Genomic DNA, 20,264 nt, shown 5'->3' with positions numbered 1-20,264 from the left:
CCTCAGGTCGTATGCGGTATTAGCTAATCTTTCGACTAGTTATCCCCCACGACAGGGCACGTTCCGATGTATTACTCACCCGTTCGCCACTCGCCACCAGGCCGAAGCCCGTGCTGCCGTTCGACTTGCATGTGTAAGGCATGCCGCCAGCGTTCAATCTGAGCCAGGATCAAACTCTTCAGTTCAATCTCTGTGTGACCCTCGCGGGTCTCGCTCTTTCGAGCGGTCGCTCACTCTCAGAAAACTGACTGACCAGATCCGAAGACCCAGTCACGTTTTGCTGTGCGAGCACTGATAACTTTTGAAGCAACACCGTCCGAAGACAGTGGCGTCCGCTACCCAGCGCCCACACTTATCGGTTGTTTGTTTGTTAAAGAGCTTCGCTTCCCGGCTTTGCCGTTCAGCGCGCTGCGTTGTCTGCAGCAGAGAAACGAGATTATGCAGAGCTTTCTTCGTTTCGTCAACCGTTGCAGCAATCTTTTTTTTGCTGCGGTCAGCGCGCCAACTTCGCTGCGCCAACCTCCCGGTCGACCCCGCAACCCTTGTCAGTGCTGCCTTGCAGCGCTGCGTTGCGAGGGGGCGAATATTAAGGGACGTCAGTGGGGTTGGCAAGGGGTTTCAGGAAATAATTCGATTCGTCATGGAGGTGGCGCAAACTCCCCTTCCGAGGTGGGCCGGCGCCGATGTTGCGCCCTCCTATATAGATGTCACAGAAAGGTGCAGATGTTTGTCATGCACGACCCGTTGATTCATGATCTGGGCTTCAGCCTCGTGCAGCCGCGCGAGCATTCCGAATGCGGGATCTTCCATGACCATCCGAATCGTAAGACTGGGAACGCCACGCGCAGCAGACGAAGGGCTGCGAATTGGTACTGTGCGGCGGCCGCCACGCGGCGTAGCAAAGTCCGAGTTCGCCAGCCGTGATTATTACGATATTTGGTACCCCGCCCTGTCTCCGACCCCGGAGCTGGTCGCGCAGGCGCAGGCAGCAGCGGACGACAAGGCATGGCGAGCATTCGTCCGGCATTTCCGTAAGGAAATGGCCGAGCCGGAGCCAAGCCGCACGCTCGACCTGCTGGCTGCGCTGTCGCACCAGACCAATTTTTCACTTGGTTGCTATTGCGAAGACGAGGCGCACTGCCACAGGTCGGTGCTGCGCGAACTGCTGGCCGAGCGCGGCGCCAAGTTCGGCTGATCCACCCCTGCCGTGCGGGAGGATTCCCGCTTTGACCTTTTCGCTTGCGCAATCCGATGGCCCTGAACGTTGTCTGGCTCGGCTTTTTCCTGGTTTCCTTTGTCGCAGCATGCATTCGCCTCGCCAGCGGCGACCTGGCTGTCTTCCCCGCCATGCTGTCGAGCCTGTTCGACAGTGCCCGTACGGCCTTCGAGATCGCGCTCGGCCTGGCGGGCGTGATGAGTTTGTGGCTGGGGATCATGCGCATCGGCGAGCGCGCCGGGGTTGTCGACGCCTTTGCCCGGCTGGTGAATCCATTGCTGCGGCATTTCTTTCCCGGCGTACCGCAGGGACATCCGGCGCAGGGCGCCATGATGATGAATGTGTCGGCTAACCTGCTGGGCCTGGATAACGCGGCGACGCCTCTCGGGCTGAATGCCATGCGCGAGTTGCAGACGCTGAACCGTCGCCCGGACGTGGCCACCGATGCGCAGATCATGTTCATCGTGCTGAATACGGCCGGATTGACGTTGATCCCGACCTCGGTCATTGCAATCCGACAGGCAATTGCCGTCAAGCAAGGGCTGGTGGGCTTCAATGCGGCGGACATTTTCCTGCCGACGCTGCTGGCCACCGGTGGCTCGTGCCTTGCCGGTCTGCTGGCTGTCGCTTGGGTACAGCGGCTCAATGTACTGCGGCCCGCCGTGCTGGTTGCACTCGGCACAGTTGCTGCGGCACTCGCCGGCATGTTCGCCTGGCTGAAGCAAGCGCCGCCCGAGCAGGTCGGCAGCGCGACGGCGTTGGCCGGCGCGGGCTTTATCCTGTCGCTGATCACGCTGTTCCTGGTCTGCGGTGCCCTGCGGCGGGTCAACGTCTATGAGGCCTTTATCGACGGCGCCAAGGAAGGTTTCGGCGTGGCCGTGCAGATCATTCCTTATCTGGTCGCCATCCTGGTTGCGATCGGTTTGTTCCGGGCGACCGGCTGCATGGACGTGCTGATGGGCTGGCTGACGCTGGGCTTTGCGCATCTCGGCATCAATACCGAGTTTGTCCCGGCCTTGCCGGTCGGTTTGATGAAGATCCTGTCAGGTGCCGGCGCGCGCGGACTGATGGTCGACGTGATGACGACTTATGGGGTCGACTCATTCCAGGGACGCCTTGCGGCCATCATCCAGGGCTCGACCGAAACCACATTCTATGTGTTGGCGGTCTACTTCGGCAGTATCAATGTGCGGAACACCCGGCACGCGCTTGGCTGCGCGTTGGTGGCAGATGCCGTCGGCATTTTTTGTGCCGTAGGCGCGGCTTATTTGTTTCGCTAGCGATGGCGACTCGGTCTTGTTGTATGAATACAACGTCATTGTGCGTATCGCCAGACATTGATACAACTGCACTTGGTGCGACGCAACAAACCGTGTATAGTGAAGTCTGTCTCCTCCACCACCTCGGTGGATTCCAACCCACGCACAACCTGCGTGGGTTTTTTTTGCCTTGAGGCCGACCACTGCAACAGTCGTTACGCAGCAAGCGCCAGCAAGGCTTAGGCTTTGTGCATCACGCACCACTAGTGCCTTTTGCCGCCCCTGACCAGGGCATCGCATGGCAGCGCGGTTCTATCCGCCTGCTTTTGTTGCGACGCACCAATACCTGTCGTAGAGTGGCCACACGAAGGTCACGCCAACCAGGCGTACCCGTCCTGTCCAGCCCCGCATGTCGCTACCCGCCTGCCTGATCCGCTTCTGGCCGGAATCCTCGTTGCTCCGGCGCGGGCTTGTCTATGCACTCTCTTACCTCGCGCTTGCTTGTGTCGGCTGGCTAACCAGCGACCAGGGCTACCTTTGGTCGGCCACCGCGTCGATCTGGACGTGTCTGGCAGACCGACAAGGTACGGCGTCCGCACGGCTGTCGAGCCTCGGCGCTGTCGGTATCGGCGGCGCATTGGCCAGCGCGTTGGGCACGGCCGTGGCGCCGACGCCATGGCTCGCCTTGCCTGTGGTCATGGCGGCAGGACTGGCCGCCGGACTGGCCGAGGTTCGCGGCACGGCGTCCGCCCTGGCAGCCAAACTGCTCTACGTGGTACTGGTCGCCGCCTCCCTGCAGCCGGGCGCAACCGGGGACTTGGCCCCACTGGCCCTGCACAGCGGACTGGACTATCTCCGTGGTGGCATGTTTGCCTGCCTGGTTTGCCTGGCGCTGATCCCGTCCGAACGCGATGTGCGGCCGCGACGCGAAGTGCTGGCCGTGTATGAGGCGCTGGTACAGTTCGCCGTCGTACTTGCGGACAGCGCGGACAGCCACGATCTTGCCGCCTGCAAGCAGGATCTGCGCAATCGGATCGAGGCTGCCCGTGAGGCGATCGAAGCGCGCCGCAGCCTGCGCGACGCCGTCCACTTGCTGCACTACATCTATGCCGTCGGCATCGCCGACGCCGTCTTCGCCATGCTCATTGTGGCAGGCGAACTGCGAGACCGTGCAGCCCATGGCGGCCATGGGCTGCCGCTGCGCCATATTGCACGCAGCGTGGCCGACGCCCGCGACCAGGCCAGGGAAGCCCTGGCGCGACATGCACCTGACCTGCCCGCATTGAGCGCCGCCCTGCGCCATGACCTGCGCAGGCTGACCGCGTCCGGTCCCAATACCGGCGTCCCGCCGTCATACCAATCCGCCTTGTCGGCACTGGCCCGCTACCCCGGCTTTGATGCCTGGCGCGCTGGCTTCGCGTGGCCTCAGCGCGGCGCGGGTCACGGCGCCGCCCGCTTGCTGGGCAGCGTGGCGGATCATCTGGCACGCGATGCCGTCGCGGCTCGCCATGCATTGCGGCTGGCGCTGGCCGGCAGCCTTTGCCTGGTGCCGGCGCAGTTGTGGCAGCTCGACCATGGCTATTGGGTCGCCGTCACGGTGATCATGGTGCTGAGCCCCCGCCTGCAGACGACACGCCAGGTGTCGCTGAAGCGCTTTGCCGGATCGCTGGCGGGCGCGCTGTGCGCGTGCGTGATCAGCCTGTTCCACCCTGCGCCGGCGTTCGCCCTTGGGATCAGCGCCGTTTTCCTTGCGGTGGCGTATGCCAACCGCCTGGCCGGGCAGCCTGGGGGGTTCGCGTTTTGCCTGACGCCGGCTGTGATCCTGTTCTCCTGGGTAGCCGCACCGACTCTCGACAGCAGCCACTTTGCGGCGCTGCGCGGCGTCGACACGGCTGCCGGCTGCCTGATCGCGCTGGCCACCTATTATTTGCTGGCACCGCGCGTGGAAATGTCGCGGGTGTTCCGTCATGCCATCGATGCCGTGACGGTCAACGCCGTCTATCTGCGCGCCGCACTTGCCGCCGCACGCGTGGCAGACGGTAACGCCACCTCCGGCGCGCCACGGCTGGAGGCCTTGCGCGTCGCCGCCGGCCGCGCCTCGAACCGTGCCGAGCACACGCTTGAGCAGTCGGCCAGCGCGCTGGCACCAGCCTGTGCGAAAGCCTACCGGCAAGTCCACGCCACGGCGCGACGCATGGCGGCGCTGGCTGGCGTGGTACGCGCCGGGATCGAATCCGGCGCGTTCCCCTTGCCGGCAAGCGCCGCGTCACGCGCGCTGATGGCCTGGCTGGAGGCAAGACTCGCGGAACTGGCGATGCGGCCAGGCATCGTGGAGGGCACGGTAGCCGCGAGCGACGGAAATTGGCCGGAAGCATCGCCGGAGCCGGCCGCCGCACCCGGCGCCATTGATATGTTCCTGGCCGAACAGTCCGACTATGCCCGCGCGCATATCGCCGCCGCGCATGCCACGGTGGCCGAACTCCGCGTGCTCGGGACGACTGTCCGCAAGCCGAAGGAACGCTGGCGCGTACGTCGTAGCTGATGTGCGTGGCTAACCCGCGCCGTAGCATCGGCAGCCGCCGTGTCGAAGTCCACTTACGACCCCTTTACGAACCCTTTAGCGACCCTTTACGGAAGGCTGCGATGACCTACAATAATTAAATACGTCCGTCGCCAGCACGAGGTACGCCATGCCTGAGATCACGTTCCCTCGCAGCGTCCCGACCTACTGCGCAGCCAGCCTCACGCTGTCCTGCCCCGCTACGGTCAATGGCAGTCCGACCCAGTACTCCGTCACCGCGGAAGCCCTTGAGGCCCACTTCGGTGCGCGCTCGCCGCGCGAGGAAGACCTGGTTGCCGCCTTCACCAGTAATCGCCAGCGCATCGAAAGCCTCGCCGAAAGCCTGTTCGAGCTGACTCAGGCGCGCGAGATCGTGCTGCGCAGCGGCCATTTCCGCTTCGCCGGATGACCCCCTGCCGCGACTGACACTGCATCCAAACCGAGACGCCGGGCCAGCCCGGCGTCTTTCGATTGCTCAGTCGGCCTTGGCTTCGCCGCGCACCAGCAGCACCGGCATGGTCGACTGCCGTATCACCGCTTCCGCCACGCTGCCAAGTACCAGCCGGCGCACACCGCGCCGCCCGTGCGTGCCGATTACCAGCAGATCCGCGCCCCACTGGCGCGCAGCGGCGTTGATCGACGCACCGATATCGCCGGGCACGGGCGCCTCATTAACCAGCCGGGTTTCATGCGGCACGCCAGCCGCGGACAGTTGCTGCGCGGCGTACTGCAGCGCGCGCTGGCCGCTTTCCTCGAACGCCTTCTGCAGTTGGCTCGGGTCGTAGTAGCCGGCGTCGAACATCGGCGTACCCGTGTCGACGACATAGAGCGCCAGCACCGTGGCACCGCCCGGCGCCGCTACGCGGATGGCTTCGGCCAGTGCCAGTCCGGACGTGCTGCTGCCATCCACCGCCACCACGATCTTGCTGTAAGCCGCGCTTGCCATGTGCGTTACCTCCGTCGACAAAGGGAATAAGGGGTTGGACGGCAGAAGGCCGTACGCCTTCGATACTACACGTGCTTAGGCCGTCACGTGGAAGCGCTTGCCCGGCGACAGTCAATGCAAACCGGCCCGGGCTTAAATTGACCGACCGGTCGGCTTATATATAATAGGGCCAGCCACCGCGCCAACGGTCCCCCTACCTGCCGCGGCCCCCGCCCGAGGAGGCGTTATGTACACCCAAAGCCTGGACGTTCCCGGCCACGCTGACTCCGCCCAGATCGCCGCCCCTCAGGACGACGACGTCCGCCAGGCCGCTTTCGACGCGCGTATGGCCGCCGACGCCAAGATCGAGCCGCAGGACTGGATGCCGGCGGCCTACCGCAAGACACTGGTGCGGCAGATTTCCCAGCACGCGCACTCCGAGATCGTCGGCATGCTGCCCGAGGGCAACTGGATCAGCCGCGCGCCGTCGCTCAAGCGCAAGGCGATCCTGCTGGCCAAGGTGCAAGACGAAGGCGGCCACGGCCTGTACCTTTACTCCGCTGCCGAAACGCTGGATGCCTCCCGCGACGAGTTGGTCGACGCGCTGCACCGCGGCAAGGCCAAGTATTCGTCGATCTTCAACTACCCGACGCTGAGTTGGGCCGACGTGGGCGTGATCGGCTGGCTGGTGGACGGCGCGGCGATCATGAACCAGATCCCGCTGTGCCGGTGCTCGTATGGCCCGTATGCGCGCGCCATGATCCGCATCTGCAAGGAAGAGTCGTTCCACCAACGCCAGGGTTTCGACGCGCTGCTGGCGATGATGCGCGGCACCGACGCCCAGCGCGAGATGGTGCAGGACGCGGTCAACCGCTGGTGGTTCCCGGTGCTGATGATGTTCGGCCCGCCCGACGCGGCTTCGACCAACAGCGCGCAGACCATGGCCTGGGGCATCAAGCGCATCTCGAATGACGACCTGCGCCAAAAATTTGTCGATGCCTCGGTGGAACAGGCGCGGGTGCTGGGCGTGACGCTGCCCGACCCGGGACTGCAATGGAACGCCGAGCGCGCCCACTATGACTACAGCCCGCTGGACTGGGACGAGTTCTGGCGCGTGATCAACGGCGACGGTCCCTGCAACAAAGAGCGCCTGGCCACGCGCGTCAAGGCGCACGAGGAAGGCGCCTGGGTCCGCGAAGCCGCGCTGGCCCACGCCGCCAGGCAGGCCGAGCGCGAAGCGGGCGAGCGCCGCGCGGCTGCCTGACCCCATGCCGCAGCCTGAGCGCAAGGATTGAGGAGACAACGATGAACCGCAAGGAATGGCCGCTGTGGGAGGTATTCGTGCGCAGCAAGCAAGGCCTGGAGCACAAGCACTGCGGCAGCCTGCACGCCGCCGACGCGCAGCAGGCGCTGCACATGGCGCGCGATGTCTATACGCGCCGTCAGGAAGGCGTGTCGATCTGGGTGGTACCGTCCGCCGCCATCACGGCGAGCGTGCCGGAGGAAAAGCCGGAGCTGTTCGACCCCATGGCCGACAAGATCTACCGGCATCCGACGTTCTACCAGCTGCCCGACGAAGTCAACCATATGTAAGGGCCACGCACGATGACCGCGTCCCCGCAACCCGCCTCCCTGGATCATCTGCCGCCGGCCCGCGCCGCCGCGCTGCGCTACGTGCTGCGCCTGGCCGACAACGCGCTGGTACTCGGCCAGCGCAATGCCGAGTGGTGCGGCCACGGCCCGGTGCTGGAAGAAGACATTGCGCTGGCCAACATCAGCCTCGACCTGATCGGCCAGGCGCGCCTGCTGTACGGCCGCGCCGGCGAACTGGAAGGCGAGCTGACCGGCCTGCCACGCCATGAAGACGACTATGCTTACTGGCGCGCCGAGCGCGACTTCCGCAACTGGACGCTGGTGGAACTGCCCCACCGCGGCCCGCTGGCCGGCACCGCTGCCGCGGAGCGCGACTACGCGGTCACCATCATGCGCAACTTCCTGTACAGCGCGCTGATGGTTGCGCTGTGGGAAGCGCTGCAGTCCAGCAGCGATGCGCAACTCGCCGCCATCGCAGCAAAGTCGGTCAAGGAGGCGCGCTACCACCTGCACCATGCCGCCGGCTGGGTGGTGCGCCTGGGCGACGGCACCGAAGCGTCGCACGCCCGCATGCAGCGGGCCCTGGACCACCTGCTGCCCTATATGAATGAGTGCTTTGCCGAAGACCCGGTGGAAGCCGAAGCCGCGGCGCAGGGCATTGGCGTCGTCATCGCCTCGCTGCGAGCTGCCTGGGACGCGACCGTCGCCGAGACCCTGCAAGCCGCCACGCTGGCGCTGCCGCCTGCGAGCAGCTTTGTCTCGAGCGGCAAGCTCGGCGTGCATTCCGAACACATGAGCTACCTGCTGGGCGAGATGCAAGGGCTGGCACGAGCCCATCCGGGCGCGCAATGGTAAGCGCCCGCTTTGCCGCAAAGGACTGACCGGCATGAAACTCACCCCCCTGCCCCACCCAGCGAAAGCTACCGCCGATGCGCGCGTCGCGCAGGCATGGGCGGCGCTGGAAGCGGTTCCCGACCCGGAGATCCCGGTGGTGTCGATCCGCGACCTCGGCATCCTGCGCGGGATCGCCGCCGATGCCGACGGCACGCTGGAGGTGACCATCACGCCCACCTACTCCGGCTGCCCGGCGATGTCGCAGATCGCCGAGGACATCGGCCATGCGCTCGACGCCGCCGCCCTGACCCCGTGGCGCCTGCGCACCGTGCTGGCGCCGGCGTGGACCACCGACTGGATCACACCCGCCGCGCGTGAACGATTGCGCGAATTCGGCATCGCACCGCCGGGCCAGTGCGGCGCGCCGGCGCCGGCACAACCGTTGCGCTTCGCCCCGCGTGCCGAGCACGCCGGCGCCCCCGACCGAGTTGCCTGCCCGCGCTGCGGCAGCGTGCACACGCAGGAAATCTCGCGCTTCGCCTCGACGGCGTGCAAGGCGCTGTACCGCTGCCTGGATTGCCGCGAGCCGTTCGACTATTTCAAACCCTATTGAGCCCCGCCGGACCGAAGCCAGGCTGCCATGACCCCACAGTTCCACCCGCTGCGCGTGGCGCAGGTGCGCCCCGAGACTGCCGACACCATCTCGATCGCGTTCGAGGTGCCGGAAACGCTGCGCGACGCCTACCGCTTCACCCAGGGCCAGTTCCTGACGCTGAAGGCGCCGGTCGACGGCAAGGACTTGCGCCGCTCGTATTCGATCTGCTCGGCGGTGCAGGACTATGACGCACAGGGCGAACTGCGCGTGGCGGTGAAGCTGGTCGAGGACGGGCTGTTTTCGTCCCATCTCCACGACACCATCGCACCCGGCCAGGTGATCGACGTGATGACGCCGGACGGCCGCTTCAATGTGCCGCTGGATCCTGAGGCAGCGCGACACTATGTCGCCTTTGCCGCGGGCAGCGGCATCACGCCGGTGCTGTCGCTGATCCGCACCACGCTGCAGGCCGAGCCGCGCAGCCGCTTCACGCTGGTCTATGGCAATCGCAATGTCGACAGCATCATCTTTTCCGAGACGCTGGAAGACCTGAAGAACCAGTACCTGTCGCGTTTCACGCTGTACCACGTGCTGTCGCGCCAGCCGCAGGAGGTTGACCTGCTGCACGGCCGGCTTGACCACGATCGCGTCGCCGCCTTCCTCCAAACCCTGATCCCGGTGGACGACATCGATGCGGCCTTCGTCTGCGGGCCGGCGTCGATGATCGACGAAGTCGAGGCGGCACTGCGGGACGCTGGCGTCGATCCGCACCGCATCCACGCCGAGCGCTTCGGCGTGCCGTTTGCGCAGGCCAAGCCCAAGCCGTCGCACACGCACGTGGACCATGCGGGCACCGCCGAGCTGGTGGTCGTGCTCGACGGCAAGCAACACAGCATGCGCCTGCCATTGGAAGACGCCAACGTGCTCGATACCGCGCTGGCCGCCGGGCTCGACCTGCCATACGCGTGCAAGGGCGGCGTCTGTTGCACCTGCCGCGCCAAGGTGCTGGAAGGCCAGGTCGAGATGGAGAAGAACTACACGCTCGAGCCGTGGGAAATGGAAAAGGGCTTCGTGCTCACCTGCCAGGCGCGCGCGCTGACGCCGCGGGTCGTGGTCAGCTACGACGAGCGCTGATCCAGGTACGCGGCGGCAGGCGTCCGGCGCCGCGTGTGCGTGCCGACACTCGCCGCCATTGGCCAGCCTGGCCGTGACTACAATGGCGGCAGGCCGGCAGCGGCCTGGCGCGATGCTTGCGAGGGGGGCGGTAAACCGCGGCGGCGCAATGCTTGCACGGCAGCGCGCGCCGACTGTCGCGCCGGCGCCGCGCGGTTTCAGCGAACCGTCCCACCCATATACAATCACGGCCATGCAATATATCCACGTCGTCAACGGTGATGTAGCAGGCACGACCCTGCGCCAGGCGCTGGCGCAGGCCGCGCGGCCGGACCCTGTCGTGGTGCTGCGCGACGACCTGGCCGTGGGGCCGCTGGCCGACATCGACAGCACCGGGCTGATCCGTTCCGGCTTCTGGCAGCGGGTCGCCCCGCACACCGACATCGATTTCGCCGCCGAGATGCGCCAGGCGCTGGACCAGCTCCAGGGGTTGCGCCAGGACGACATGGAAGTGGCCGTCTGGCACGGCCAGAGCGCGGCCGACCAGCTGATGCTGCGGCGGGTCGTGTTCCACCTGTACCAGGCGCCGCAACGGATCAATGAAGTCGCGATGGATCTGCGCGAGCTGGAGATGCCCGCGCAAGGCAACCTGGCCGCCATCGGCATGTATTCGCCGGCGCGGCTGGCACGGCGCTTCTCCACCATCGCGCCGGTTTCGGTGCTGCGGCTGGGACGGCTCGGCTACGAGTGGCAGCAGAACGTCAAGGAAAATGCCGACGTCCGCCTGTGGAAGGGCAACACGCTGGTCCCCGCCGCCTATCACACCATCGACGACATCATCATGGATCGCGCGCCGGCAGAATGGACCCCGGCGGTGCAGGTGGTGGGCAGCGTGATGGGCGCGATCGAAGGGCTGCTGGCCAGCGACTGGTTCGTGTTCTGGCGCTGCCGCGAACTGATCGCCTCCGGGCAGATGGTGCTGCGCGGCAATTCCGACTCGCTCGAGACCTGCGAGCTGCGCCGCCACGCCGGCGGCGGTGGCGAGTAACCCCGATACACATGGCCCGTACCAAGGCACCCGATTTCGAGGCGCAGCGCGAACAGATCCTGGACCTGGCCGCCGCCGCCTTCGCCAACAGCAGCTACCCCAGCACCTCGATGGCCGACCTGGCCGCCGCCTGCGGCACGTCCAAGGCGCGGCTCTACCACTATTACGAGAGCAAGGAAGCGATCCTGTTCGACTTGCTGGATCGCTACACGCGGCGGCTGATGCTGCTGGTCACCGAGGTCGAAGCCGACGCCGAGCGCCATGCGCGCACCGACAAGGAAGCGTTCGCCAACCTGATCCGCGCCTTCCTGGCCGAGTACGAAACCTCGCAGACGCGCCATGTCGCGCTGATCAACGACGTCAAGTTCCTCGCCGAAAGCCAGCGCGACGTGATCCTGGGCCGCGAGCGCGACGTGGTGGCAGCGTTCTCGCGCCTGCTTCGCCGGGCCTACCCGGAGCGCGTCACGCGCGATAACCAGACCGCGCTGACCATGACCGTGTTCGGCATGATCAACTGGACCTTCACCTGGCTCAAGCCGGGCGGCCGGCTGTCGTACGCAGACTTTGCCGAAACGGTGCTTGACCTCCTCGAAGGGGGGCTGCCGGGCCGCGCGGCCGCGATTCGCTGACCAATCCGCTGACCAATCCGCTGATCAAAGCGGGCCCGCCCCGACCTGCCCACGCCATCGTCAGGACCACCCTGCCTCTTCGCGCTGCCGGCGCTGCTCGCGGTCCTGCCTGAACATTTCCTCCAGCTCGTCGCGGGCCTGGCGCGCCAGCGAGACCAGCTTCTTCTGGTCGGTGTAGTGGGGATAGAAGCGGTCGATCGCCTGGATGTTGTGCCGGCGGAAGCGCAGCGCCACGTTGCGCGCCTCGGCCGGGTCAAAGCCCAGCCCTTCCAGAACGCGCCGTCCCATCGTCAGCGAACCCTCGAACATCTCGCGCTCAAACAGTTGTACGCCGCGGTCCTTGAGCTGGTAGACATGCGACACATGGCGCGCCCGCGCATAGATCTGCAGTTCCGGATAGCGCTCGCGTACCCGGTCAATCAGCTGCAGGCTATCGTCCATGCCGTCGATCGCCACCACCAGGATGCGCGCGCGGGCGATTCCGGCGACTTCCAGCAGGTCCAGCCGCGTGGCATCGCCATAGAAGATCTTGAAGCCATACTGGCGCAGGAACTCGATCTGGTCCGGATCGTGGTCGAGCACCGTGACGCCGATGCCCTGGCTGTACAGCAGTCGCCCGATGATCTGTCCGAAACGGCCGAAGCCGGCGATCAGCACCGGGTTGTCCTGCGGCGTGATGGCCTCGTCCGGACGCGCCTTGGCGCGGCCCAGCCGCGGCGCCACCAGCTGGTCATAGGCCAGCAACAGCAACGGCGTGGCCACCATCGACAGCGCCACGACCAACACCAGCAAGGCCTCGGTCTCGCGCGGCAGCAAGCCCGCGCCGCCGGCGACGCCGAACACCACGAAGGCAAACTCGCCGCCCTGCGAAATCAACAGCGCAAACAGCAGCCGCTGGCCGCGCGCTATCCCGAACCTGCGCGCCAGCAGCACCAGCACCCCGGTCTTGGCCACAACGAAGGCGGCCACCAGGCCGAGCACCAGCCACGGCGAGCGTGCCAGCACGGCAAAATCGATCGACATGCCGACCGCCATGAAGAACAGGCCCAGCAGCAGCCCCTTGAACGGCTCCAGGTCAGCCTCCAGCGCATGGCGGTATTCCGAATCGGCCAGCAGCACGCCGGCCAGGAAGGTTCCCAGCGCCATCGACAGCCCGACCGCGTCCATCATCAGCGCGATACCTACCACCAGCAGCAGCGCAAACGCGGTGAACATCTCGCGCATGTCGGTGCGCGCGATAAAGCGCAGCGCTGGCCGCACCAGATAGCGGCCGCCGACCACCACCGCGCCGATCACCGCCACCGCCTTCACACCGGCCATCCAGCCGGCGGCGCCGGCACCTTCTGCGCCCTCGACGGCGAGCAGCGGCAACAGCGCGATCATCGGGATGGCAGCAATGTCCTGGAACAGCAGGATGCCGAAGCTGGCCGCGCCGGCCGGCGTGCCGAACAGGTTGCGCTCGGTCAGCGTCGCCAGCGCGATCGCGGTGGATGACAGCGCCAGGCCCAGGCCCGCGACCAGCGCTACCTGCCACGACGCCCCCGCCAGCGCGGCCGCCCCCCCGATCACCAGCGCGCACGCGGCAAGCTGGGCGCCACCGTAGCCGAAGATGCTCCGCCGCAAGGCCCACAGCTTGCGCGGCTCCAGTTCCAGGCCGATGACAAACATCATCAGCACCACGCCGAACTCCGAGAAATGCAAGATCGACTCGACGTCGGAGACCAGGCGCAGTGCAAACGGGCCGATGGCCGCCCCCGCCAGAAGGTAGCCCAGCACGGCGCCCAGGCCGCTGCGCCGCGCCAGCGGCACCGCCACCACCGCCGCTACCAGGAACACCAGCAGCGCAATCAGGAAGTCATGCTGGTTCATGCGCGCACCTCCGCGGGCACGTCGTCAGCGCCCAGGCGCCCGCAGACGTGCGCGATATGGTCGGCCAGCGCCTGCGCATCGGCGTTGTCGGCGTCATGCAGCACTACCGGCGGCAGCCAGCTCATGCCGCACAGGAGCGCGGTCTGCTCCAGCGGCAACAGGAATTCGCCGATCGGATGACCGTGGTTGCCATCCGGGCCGTAGGCATCGGCGCTGCCGCCGGTACTGACCACCGCCAGCAGCGATTTGCCGCGCAGCGCCGTGCCGCCGGGGCCGTACGCCCACCCGTGTTCGAGCACCTCATCCAGCCATAGCTTGAGCAGCGCCGGCACGCTGTACCAGCGCACCGGAAACTGCAACACGACGGTGTCCGCAACCGCCAGCACGCGCTGCTCGGCGACAACGTCGATGTCGTAATCCACATAGAAACGGTAAAGATCGCGTACCTGGACCTGCGGCAGCGAGGCCAGCGCGTCGGCCAGGGGCCGGTTGACGCGCGATCGGCTGGGCGTGGGATGCGCGTAGATCACTGCAATGGGAGACTCGGTCATCGAAGATGGGGCGGCTTGGCCAAGGAAGGCGGGATCGTGGCGGGCATGGCTCAATTGCGGCGTTGCAACATATCCACAGTTGATACCGCGCAACAATTCATCACATTTTCTTAGATCATTGATTTTATTGCATTTTTCGAAGTGATGCGGCGCCACGTACAGCTGCTGCGGCGCAGGAAGCTTACGCCAGACTGACAATTCCACTACAATACTTTTCACGCTGCATCAAGATGGTGTTTCCCCGAATCACGCACCCGACCAGGGAAAAGTGCCTGGCGAAACACCAATGCAGTGCCTATTTTTATCTGTGACCGTACCAGGAAGGAATTAACGTGAACCCGCTCGAACTGAGCAAGGCTGTCGGTGCACTGACCGACGAAGATCTGCGCAAGGCAGCTGCAGCGACACAAGCCGCCCACCGTGCCACCGTTCTGGTGCGCGAGCTGGCCGCCCATCACCGCTCGCGCTTGCTGAAGCATTTCCTCGCCCTGGGCGAGGACGATCGCCTGCTCCGTTTCGGCCAGTCGGTGGGCGATCACGTGATCGAAGCCTACGTGGACAGCATCGACTTCGACCACGACTCCGTATTCGGCGTCTACGACGACAAGCTTGAGCTGATCGGCGTGGGCCACTTCGCCAACCTGCGTGATAACGCCCAGGGCCGCGTGGCGGAGTTCGGCGTGTCGGTGTCGCGCAGCGCCCGCGGCCGCGGTATCGGCAGCGCGCTGTTCGAGCGTGCGGCCATGCATGGCCGCAACACCAGCGTGCGCACGCTGTACATGCACTGCCTGTCGCGCAACGCCGCGATGATGCACATCGCCAAGAAAGCCGGCATGAAGGTCCAGTACGCCTACGGCGAGGCCGACGCCTACCTGGAACTGCCGCCGGCGGACACCGTCAGCCGCCTGACCGAGGCGCTGGACGAGCAGATGGCCGACCTGGACTACGCGGTGCGCCGCAACCTGCGCGACGCACGCCGCTTCGGCCTGCGCTTCTGGCGCTCCATGGTGCCGCAAAAGCACACCGCCTGAGCGGGCCAGATCGATCGCCCCGCCCGCTTCGCCGCCCACGGCCCCCACGGCGCATCGCTACGATGCGCCGTTTTTGCATGCGCACCCCAGACCGCTCAGGAAGCGCCGCCAACCGGCAGTGCCGTAGTGTCCTTGATGCTTTCCAGTGCAAAGCTGGAGCGCACGTCGATCACCGACGGATGGGCCAGCAGTTGCTCCTGCATGAAGCGCGCGAAGTGCTCCATATCCTCGACATAGACCTTGAGCAGCAGATCCATCTCGCCAGTCATGGCATGGCATGCCGCCACCTCGGGCCATACCGCAATGGAGGCGCGGAACAGGTCCAGCGGCGCCTTGCCCTTGGGCGCGCCGCCATGCTTCTCCAGCCGGACATTGATATAGGCCAGCAGGCCAAGCCCGATCTTGTTCGGCTCCAGCAGCGCCGCGTACTGCCGGATCACGCCGATCTCCTCCAGCCGCCGGATGCGGCGCAGGCAGGGGCTGGGCGACAGGTTGACGCGCTCGGCCACCTCCAGGTTGGTCAACCGGCCGTTGGTCTGCAGCACTTCCAGGATCTTCCGGTCGATCTTGTCCAACTCCACCTTGCTCACGATATTGTTGCTCCGCAATATGTTTATTGGCAATTTTTTTGCGCAAATTTAGCAAACCGTGCACAAGTACGCAATTTTTTGTGTGATTGCGTCCGCTGCGGGCCGGATTCTGGCGAATCGGCAGCCTTTTCGGTCACTCGTGCTGCAGCCGGTCGGGCTGGGCAACCTGTCTGGTGGCACGGCTGCGGGGTTGCGGTCGCGCCCGCGCCGACCGGGAGAAGGCAAGGATGGTGCCAAGGCCGGCCGCACAGGGAAGCGGCATTCTACGGGCGTTTGCCGCCGGGGTCAGATACTTCCTGGTGGACGCGCTGCCAGCGCAGGGACGAACCGGGCCAAAGCAAAAGCGCGCGGCCGGGTGGGCACGCGCGCTGAACAGCGGTTTCAGGCAGGACGGCCATGGCCGTCCTGCCGCGGCATCAGCCGCCGCTGGTGGATGGGGCACCCGGTGCAGACGGGTTCGCAGGAGCTGGCTGGCTACCCGGAGCACCCTGGCCCTGCGGACCACGGCGATGGTGGTCGCGGTGCATCTTCTGCATGCCGGCGCGGATTTCGTCGCGGGTCAGCTTGCCGTCGCGGTTGGCGTCGAGCTGGTCGAAGCGCTTGGCCAGGCGCGGCATGCCGGCATTGGCCTCGGCCTTGGTCAGGGCGCCGTCGCCGTTCTTGTCAGCAGCCTTGAATTTCTCATCGAAGGCGGCCTGCATGCGGGCATGGCGCTCGGCCATGACGGCCTTGCGGTGCGCGTCCATTTCGGCCTTGTCAATCTTGCCGTCGCGGTTGGTGTCGAGCTTGTTGAAGTAGGCGTCGGCCTCGGCCTTCGAGATCGCACCGTCGTTGTCGGTATCGACTGCCTTCATCCAGCCGCCGCCATGGCCCATATGGTGGTGATGGCCGGGCTTGCCGTCCGGTGCGGCGGGCGCGCTGGCCTGGGCGAAGGCGCCGCCGGCAACCAGCAGGACGGCCGAGGCGGCCAGGAACTGCTTCAGGATCTGCTGCTTGTGATTGCGTTGCATGTCTTGCTCCTTTTCATCACGTTGGCATGTACGGATTAGAACGCAGACGATGCAGGGAGGTTGGCGCTTTTAATACGATGTTACCCGCCTCACAGAAAGGCTGGCGCCCCGTAAGGGAACGCAACGGGACACGAATATTCGCGGCCTTGCCAGCTTAATTCTTGGGAACCAGCATCCCGTCCTGGCTAGGTGGCGGCGCCATCATGGGCTGATGTTGGGCGGCAGGTTGCGCCTGGGATTGGGACTGTTGGGGTTGGGACTGGACTTGTGGCTGCGGGGGCTGGCCTGGAGCCGGCTGGGTCGGCTGGGCCGGCTGGCTGGCCACCGTGGTGGGCGGAGCGGGCGGCGGCATGGGCGTCGCCATCGGCGCGGCGGCGCCAGCGGGCGGCGTTGGCAGCGCGGGCGCCGCCGCACCGGCGGCGCTTGCGCGCGCGGCGCCCGGCTGCACCGGCAATGCGATTTCCTGGCGCACGCCGCTGCGTTCGATCACCACCGAACGCTGGCGAATCTCCACCAGGCGGATCTGCTGCGACAGTTCGGCACCGGACCGCACCGCCTTGGGCGGCCCGCCGTCCAGCGACACGATCGCCGCGCCGGCACCGCCGTCGACCTCGGCCACCACGCCAAGCAACTGCACGTCGCGCGGACCGCCCTGGGCCGAGCCGCCAAACAGTGTTGCCACGGCGCCGGTCTCGACAGCCTCGGTCTGGGCAACGCGCGCGCTCTGCGGCACCGGGAGGGTGCGCATCGCGCTGAATGTCAGCGCCCAGTACGTGGCCAGGGCGCACAGCGCGACAAACAGCGCCACGCTTGCCAGGCGCGGCAGCCACGGCGCAGCGGCATGGAAGCGAAGGACAGGCCGGAGGGAGAGTTGCACGGGAACGGTACCCCTGACGCATATGAACGATCGCGCCAAGCGTACCAGAGCCACATGACACTGTCGCCACTCTCCCCCGGCCGACCAGGCTCAGAGCAAGTGGTCGAGCAGGTCCGGGCCGAAGACTTCGCGGTCGATGTGCGCCACCGGCACGCCGGCGCTGACCAGCGCATGGCGCTGCGCCTGCATGAAGCCCAACGGCCCGCACAGGTAGAAGCGGCCGTCGATGAAGCGCTGCAATTCCGGCCGGGCCAGCAACTCGCCAATCGGCATGGTGCCGGCGTGGTCGTAGTCGCGGCCGATGGCGTCGCCGGCCTCGGGCGCTTCGTAGCTGATATGCGTCACCAGTTGGGGCAACCGCTCGCGCGCCCACTGCAGGTCGGCGCGATGCGCATGATGGCGGCCGCTGCGAGCGGCGTGGGCGAACAGGATCGGACGCTGCGAGCCCTGGGCGGCCAGGGTGCGCAGCACCGACATCATCGGCGTGATGCCGATACCGCCCGAAAGCAGCACCAGCGGGCGATGGCCGTCGAGCGCCGGGGTGAAATCGCCGAACGGGGCGCTTACCTTCAGCTCGGTGCCTTCCTTCGCGTTGGCATGCAGCCAGTTGGAGACTGCGCCAGCCGGCGTCGATCGGTCGCCATCCTCGCGCTTGACCGAAACGCGCCAGGTCGGCAGGCCCTTCTCGCCGGACAGCGAATACTGGCGCAGCTGGCGCGTGCCGTTATCGAGACGCGCCTCGACGCTGATGTACTGGCCGGGACGGAAGTCGCGCAGCGGGCCGCCGTCGGCGGCGGCCAGCGTCAGCGACACCACCTGCTCGCCCTGCGCTTCGCGGCGCATCACGCGTACCGCCGTCAGCTCGCCGGCGGCAACGCCGGTGCGCTGGTACAGCCGCGCCTCGGCGGCGATCAGCTCGCCGGCCAGCAACCAGTAGGCTTCGTCCCATGCGGCCAGCAGCGGCGGCGTGGCCGCATCGCCCAGCACCGCCTTGATCGCGCCCAGCAGGTGGCGGCCGACGATCGGGTAATGCGAGGGGGTCAGGCCAACTGCCGCGTGCTTGTGCACGATGCGGTCGACTACCGGCGCCAGCGCCGCGCCATTGTCGATATTGGCGGCGTAAGCGAACACGGCCGACGCCAGCGATTGCTGCTGGCTGCCATTGGCCTGGTTGCCCATGTTGAACATCTGCGTGAGTTCAGGCCGGTCGGCGAACATCTCGCGGTAAAAGTGGGTGGTGATGGCCAGGCCATGCTCGCGCAGCACCGGGACGCTCGCATCGATATAGGGGCGGGAAGCGGCGGACAGCATCAAATAACACTCCGTTTTATTCATGCATGTTATATGCATGTTTTTTCGCACAATAAAACCGGCGCTCGTTGGCGCCTGCGCGGACCTCGTCCACTCAGGCCGAACGCCGGTTCAGGAAATCGAGATGCAGCCGAATGATCGACTCGGCGGTCTTGCTGCCGGTGACATCGGCCAGCGTGACATCGTCCAGCGCGCGGTAGAACGCCTGCTCGGCCACGTCCAGTGCGCGCTTCAGGCGACAGTTGCCGTTCAGCGCGCAGGGCGGGTTGTCGCAGTCGATGATGGCCTTGTGGCCTTCCAGCTCGCGCAGGATCGTGCCGATGGTCAGCTGTTCGGCACCCGGCCCCAGCTGCAGGCCGCCGTGGCGGCCGCGCGTGGCGGTGATCCAGCCCAGCTTCGACAACCGCGCCGCCACCTTGACCAGGTGGTTGTGCGAGATATCGAACTGCTGCCCCACTTCCGCAATGGTGATGGGCCGGCTGCCGTCGCCACGGGCGACGTACATCAGCAGGCGCAGTGCATAGTCGGAAAAACGGGTCAGTTGCATCGTGGCGACATCTTAAAAAAGATGCATCCAGGATGCAAGTTAATTTCAGGCAGGCCCACCCGCTGTGCTTTGCATCTCACATTGACGCGGCGCCGACGCCACCCCCATAAAACAGTCATGTGGCGCCGGTTATACTGACTGGCGAAACCGGCCCGCCGCCAGCCCGGCCACGGGCCCAGCCATTCCAGCAACGAGGTTCACAGACGATGTGCATTTTCCCTACCCGTTCCGCCAGCCCTGCCCGTTCCCGGCCCGCACGCGCCAGCCGCGCGCGCGGCTTCACCCTGATCGAAATCATGGTGGTGATCGTGATCCTTGGCGTGCTGGCGGCGCTGGTAGTGCCCAGGATCATGAGCCGTCCGGACGAAGCGCGCATCGTCGCGGCACGCCAGGACATCTCGTCGATCATGCAGGCGCTCAAGCTGTACCGGCTCGACAACAGCCGCTACCCGACCACCGAGCAAGGCCTGGCCGCGCTGGTGACCAAACCCACTACCGAGCCCGTGCCGAACAACTGGAAGGGCGGTGGCTATCTGGAGAAGCTGCCCAAGGATCCCTGGGGCCATCCGTATCAGTACCTGAACCCGGGCGTGCGCGGCGAGATCGACGTGTTCAGCTTCGGCGCCGACGGCCAGGCCGGCGGCAACGGCAACGATGCCGATATCGGCAACTGGGAATAACTCCCGGCACGCCTACCTCCTCTGAC

Annotated in this window: 21 protein-coding genes and 1 rRNA gene; 13 read left to right on the top strand and 9 right to left on the bottom strand. The window is 66.2% G+C overall.

Annotated features, from left to right (window positions below):
- Positions 1 to 185: ribosomal RNA gene (locus ACIP1U_RS11715) — 16S ribosomal RNA — on the bottom strand; the annotation flags it as partial.
- 623 nt (positions 186 to 808) lie between these two features.
- Between ACIP1U_RS11715 and ACIP1U_RS11710 the strand changes: the two genes are divergently transcribed.
- The 4 genes from ACIP1U_RS11710 to ACIP1U_RS11695 all read left to right on the top strand — a co-directional run bounded on the left by ACIP1U_RS11710 (position 809) and on the right by ACIP1U_RS11695 (position 5,444).
- Complete coding sequence (locus ACIP1U_RS11710; RefSeq protein ID WP_400314840.1) at positions 809 to 1,195, top strand: DUF488 domain-containing protein; 387 nt, start codon at positions 809 to 811, stop codon at positions 1,193 to 1,195.
- Positions 1,196 to 1,251: 56 nt separating this feature from the next.
- Entirely contained in the window at positions 1,252 to 2,496 is a 1,245-nt protein-coding gene (locus tag ACIP1U_RS11705) for a nucleoside recognition domain-containing protein (RefSeq protein ID WP_400314838.1), read from the top strand.
- Positions 2,497 to 2,884: 388 nt separating this feature from the next.
- Positions 2,885 to 5,017, top strand: a complete 2,133-nt coding sequence (locus ACIP1U_RS11700; RefSeq protein ID WP_400314836.1) for an FUSC family protein — start codon at positions 2,885 to 2,887, stop codon at positions 5,015 to 5,017.
- Between the two features lie 148 nt (positions 5,018 to 5,165).
- Positions 5,166 to 5,444: a DUF1488 domain-containing protein gene (locus ACIP1U_RS11695; protein ID WP_029046679.1), complete on the top strand. Its 279-nt coding sequence runs from the start codon at positions 5,166 to 5,168 to the stop codon at positions 5,442 to 5,444.
- A gap of 66 nt (positions 5,445 to 5,510) precedes the next feature.
- On the opposite strand, the gene ACIP1U_RS11690 is transcribed toward ACIP1U_RS11695, so the two are convergent.
- Positions 5,511 to 5,981 carry a universal stress protein gene (locus tag ACIP1U_RS11690; RefSeq protein WP_400314835.1) on the bottom strand — a complete coding sequence of 157 codons (471 nt, stop codon included), beginning with the start codon at positions 5,979 to 5,981 and terminating at the stop codon, positions 5,511 to 5,513.
- Between the two features lie 226 nt (positions 5,982 to 6,207).
- Between ACIP1U_RS11690 and paaA the strand changes: the two genes are divergently transcribed.
- From paaA to ACIP1U_RS11655, 7 genes are all read left to right on the top strand, one after another.
- A complete protein-coding gene (gene paaA, locus ACIP1U_RS11685) occupies positions 6,208 to 7,224 on the top strand; it encodes a 1,2-phenylacetyl-CoA epoxidase subunit PaaA (protein ID WP_400314833.1) in 1,017 nt (338 codons plus the stop codon).
- Positions 7,225 to 7,265: 41 nt separating this feature from the next.
- A complete protein-coding gene (paaB, locus tag ACIP1U_RS11680; protein ID WP_022536879.1) occupies positions 7,266 to 7,553 on the top strand; it encodes a 1,2-phenylacetyl-CoA epoxidase subunit PaaB in 288 nt (95 codons plus the stop codon).
- Positions 7,554 to 7,565: 12 nt separating this feature from the next.
- Entirely contained in the window at positions 7,566 to 8,408 is an 843-nt protein-coding gene (gene paaC, locus ACIP1U_RS11675) for a 1,2-phenylacetyl-CoA epoxidase subunit PaaC (RefSeq protein ID WP_400314831.1), read from the top strand.
- Between the two features lie 31 nt (positions 8,409 to 8,439).
- Positions 8,440 to 9,000 carry a 1,2-phenylacetyl-CoA epoxidase subunit PaaD gene (gene paaD / locus ACIP1U_RS11670; protein ID WP_400314830.1) on the top strand — a complete coding sequence of 187 codons (561 nt, stop codon included), beginning with the start codon at positions 8,440 to 8,442 and terminating at the stop codon, positions 8,998 to 9,000.
- Between the two features lie 27 nt (positions 9,001 to 9,027).
- On the top strand, positions 9,028 to 10,116 hold the full coding sequence (gene paaE, locus ACIP1U_RS11665) for a 1,2-phenylacetyl-CoA epoxidase subunit PaaE (protein ID WP_400314829.1): 1,089 nt from the start codon (positions 9,028 to 9,030) through the stop codon (positions 10,114 to 10,116).
- 232 nt (positions 10,117 to 10,348) lie between these two features.
- On the top strand, positions 10,349 to 11,143 hold the full coding sequence (locus ACIP1U_RS11660; RefSeq protein ID WP_400314827.1) for a DUF1835 domain-containing protein: 795 nt from the start codon (positions 10,349 to 10,351) through the stop codon (positions 11,141 to 11,143).
- Between the two features lie 11 nt (positions 11,144 to 11,154).
- Positions 11,155 to 11,772, top strand: a complete 618-nt coding sequence (locus ACIP1U_RS11655) for a TetR/AcrR family transcriptional regulator (protein ID WP_400314825.1) — start codon at positions 11,155 to 11,157, stop codon at positions 11,770 to 11,772.
- Positions 11,773 to 11,832: 60 nt separating this feature from the next.
- Here ACIP1U_RS11655 and kefC read toward each other — a convergent pair whose 3' ends face one another.
- Both kefC and ACIP1U_RS11645 read right to left on the bottom strand, forming a co-directional pair.
- Positions 11,833 to 13,641, bottom strand: coding sequence for a glutathione-regulated potassium-efflux system protein KefC (gene kefC / locus ACIP1U_RS11650; RefSeq protein WP_400314823.1), 1,809 nt, complete (start codon positions 13,639 to 13,641; stop codon positions 11,833 to 11,835).
- Positions 13,638 to 14,192 carry an NAD(P)H-dependent oxidoreductase gene (locus ACIP1U_RS11645; protein WP_400314822.1) on the bottom strand — a complete coding sequence of 185 codons (555 nt, stop codon included), beginning with the start codon at positions 14,190 to 14,192 and terminating at the stop codon, positions 13,638 to 13,640. Before ACIP1U_RS11645 ends, kefC begins: the two co-directional genes overlap by 4 nt.
- A 332-nt stretch (positions 14,193 to 14,524) precedes the next feature.
- Here ACIP1U_RS11645 and ACIP1U_RS11640 point away from each other — a divergent pair, with 332 nt between their 5' ends.
- Entirely contained in the window at positions 14,525 to 15,223 is a 699-nt protein-coding gene (locus tag ACIP1U_RS11640; protein ID WP_400314820.1) for a GNAT family N-acetyltransferase, read from the top strand.
- A gap of 95 nt (positions 15,224 to 15,318) precedes the next feature.
- Here ACIP1U_RS11640 and ACIP1U_RS11635 read toward each other — a convergent pair whose 3' ends face one another.
- From ACIP1U_RS11635 to ACIP1U_RS11615, 5 genes are all read right to left on the bottom strand, one after another.
- Complete coding sequence (locus tag ACIP1U_RS11635; RefSeq protein ID WP_400314818.1) at positions 15,319 to 15,813, bottom strand: Lrp/AsnC family transcriptional regulator; 495 nt, start codon at positions 15,811 to 15,813, stop codon at positions 15,319 to 15,321.
- 416 nt (positions 15,814 to 16,229) lie between these two features.
- The gene (locus ACIP1U_RS11630) at positions 16,230 to 16,823 is read right to left on the bottom strand and encodes an EF-hand domain-containing protein (protein WP_400314816.1); all 594 of its coding nucleotides are present in this window, start codon (positions 16,821 to 16,823) and stop codon (positions 16,230 to 16,232) included.
- Positions 16,824 to 16,977: 154 nt separating this feature from the next.
- Positions 16,978 to 17,700 (bottom strand): type II secretion system protein N, encoded by a 723-nt coding sequence (locus tag ACIP1U_RS11625; protein ID WP_400314814.1) that lies wholly within the window; start codon positions 17,698 to 17,700, stop codon positions 16,978 to 16,980.
- A 90-nt stretch (positions 17,701 to 17,790) separates the two neighbouring features.
- The gene (locus tag ACIP1U_RS11620; protein WP_400314855.1) at positions 17,791 to 19,011 is read right to left on the bottom strand and encodes a globin domain-containing protein; all 1,221 of its coding nucleotides are present in this window, start codon (positions 19,009 to 19,011) and stop codon (positions 17,791 to 17,793) included.
- A gap of 94 nt (positions 19,012 to 19,105) precedes the next feature.
- Entirely contained in the window at positions 19,106 to 19,558 is a 453-nt protein-coding gene (locus ACIP1U_RS11615) for an RrF2 family transcriptional regulator (protein WP_400314812.1), read from the bottom strand.
- Between the two features lie 206 nt (positions 19,559 to 19,764).
- On the opposite strand from ACIP1U_RS11615, the gene gspG reads away from it, so the two are divergent.
- Positions 19,765 to 20,238, top strand: coding sequence for a type II secretion system major pseudopilin GspG (gene gspG / locus ACIP1U_RS11610; protein ID WP_400314811.1), 474 nt, complete (start codon positions 19,765 to 19,767; stop codon positions 20,236 to 20,238).
- The last annotated feature ends 26 nt before the right edge of the window (positions 20,239 to 20,264 follow it).

The sequence above is a fragment of the Cupriavidus sp. NPDC089707 genome (genome assembly GCF_044748965.1).
GTDB lineage: Bacteria > Pseudomonadota > Gammaproteobacteria > Burkholderiales > Burkholderiaceae > Cupriavidus.
Note: the sequence above shows the minus strand (reverse complement) of the source record. Positions and strands in the feature narration are given on the sequence as shown.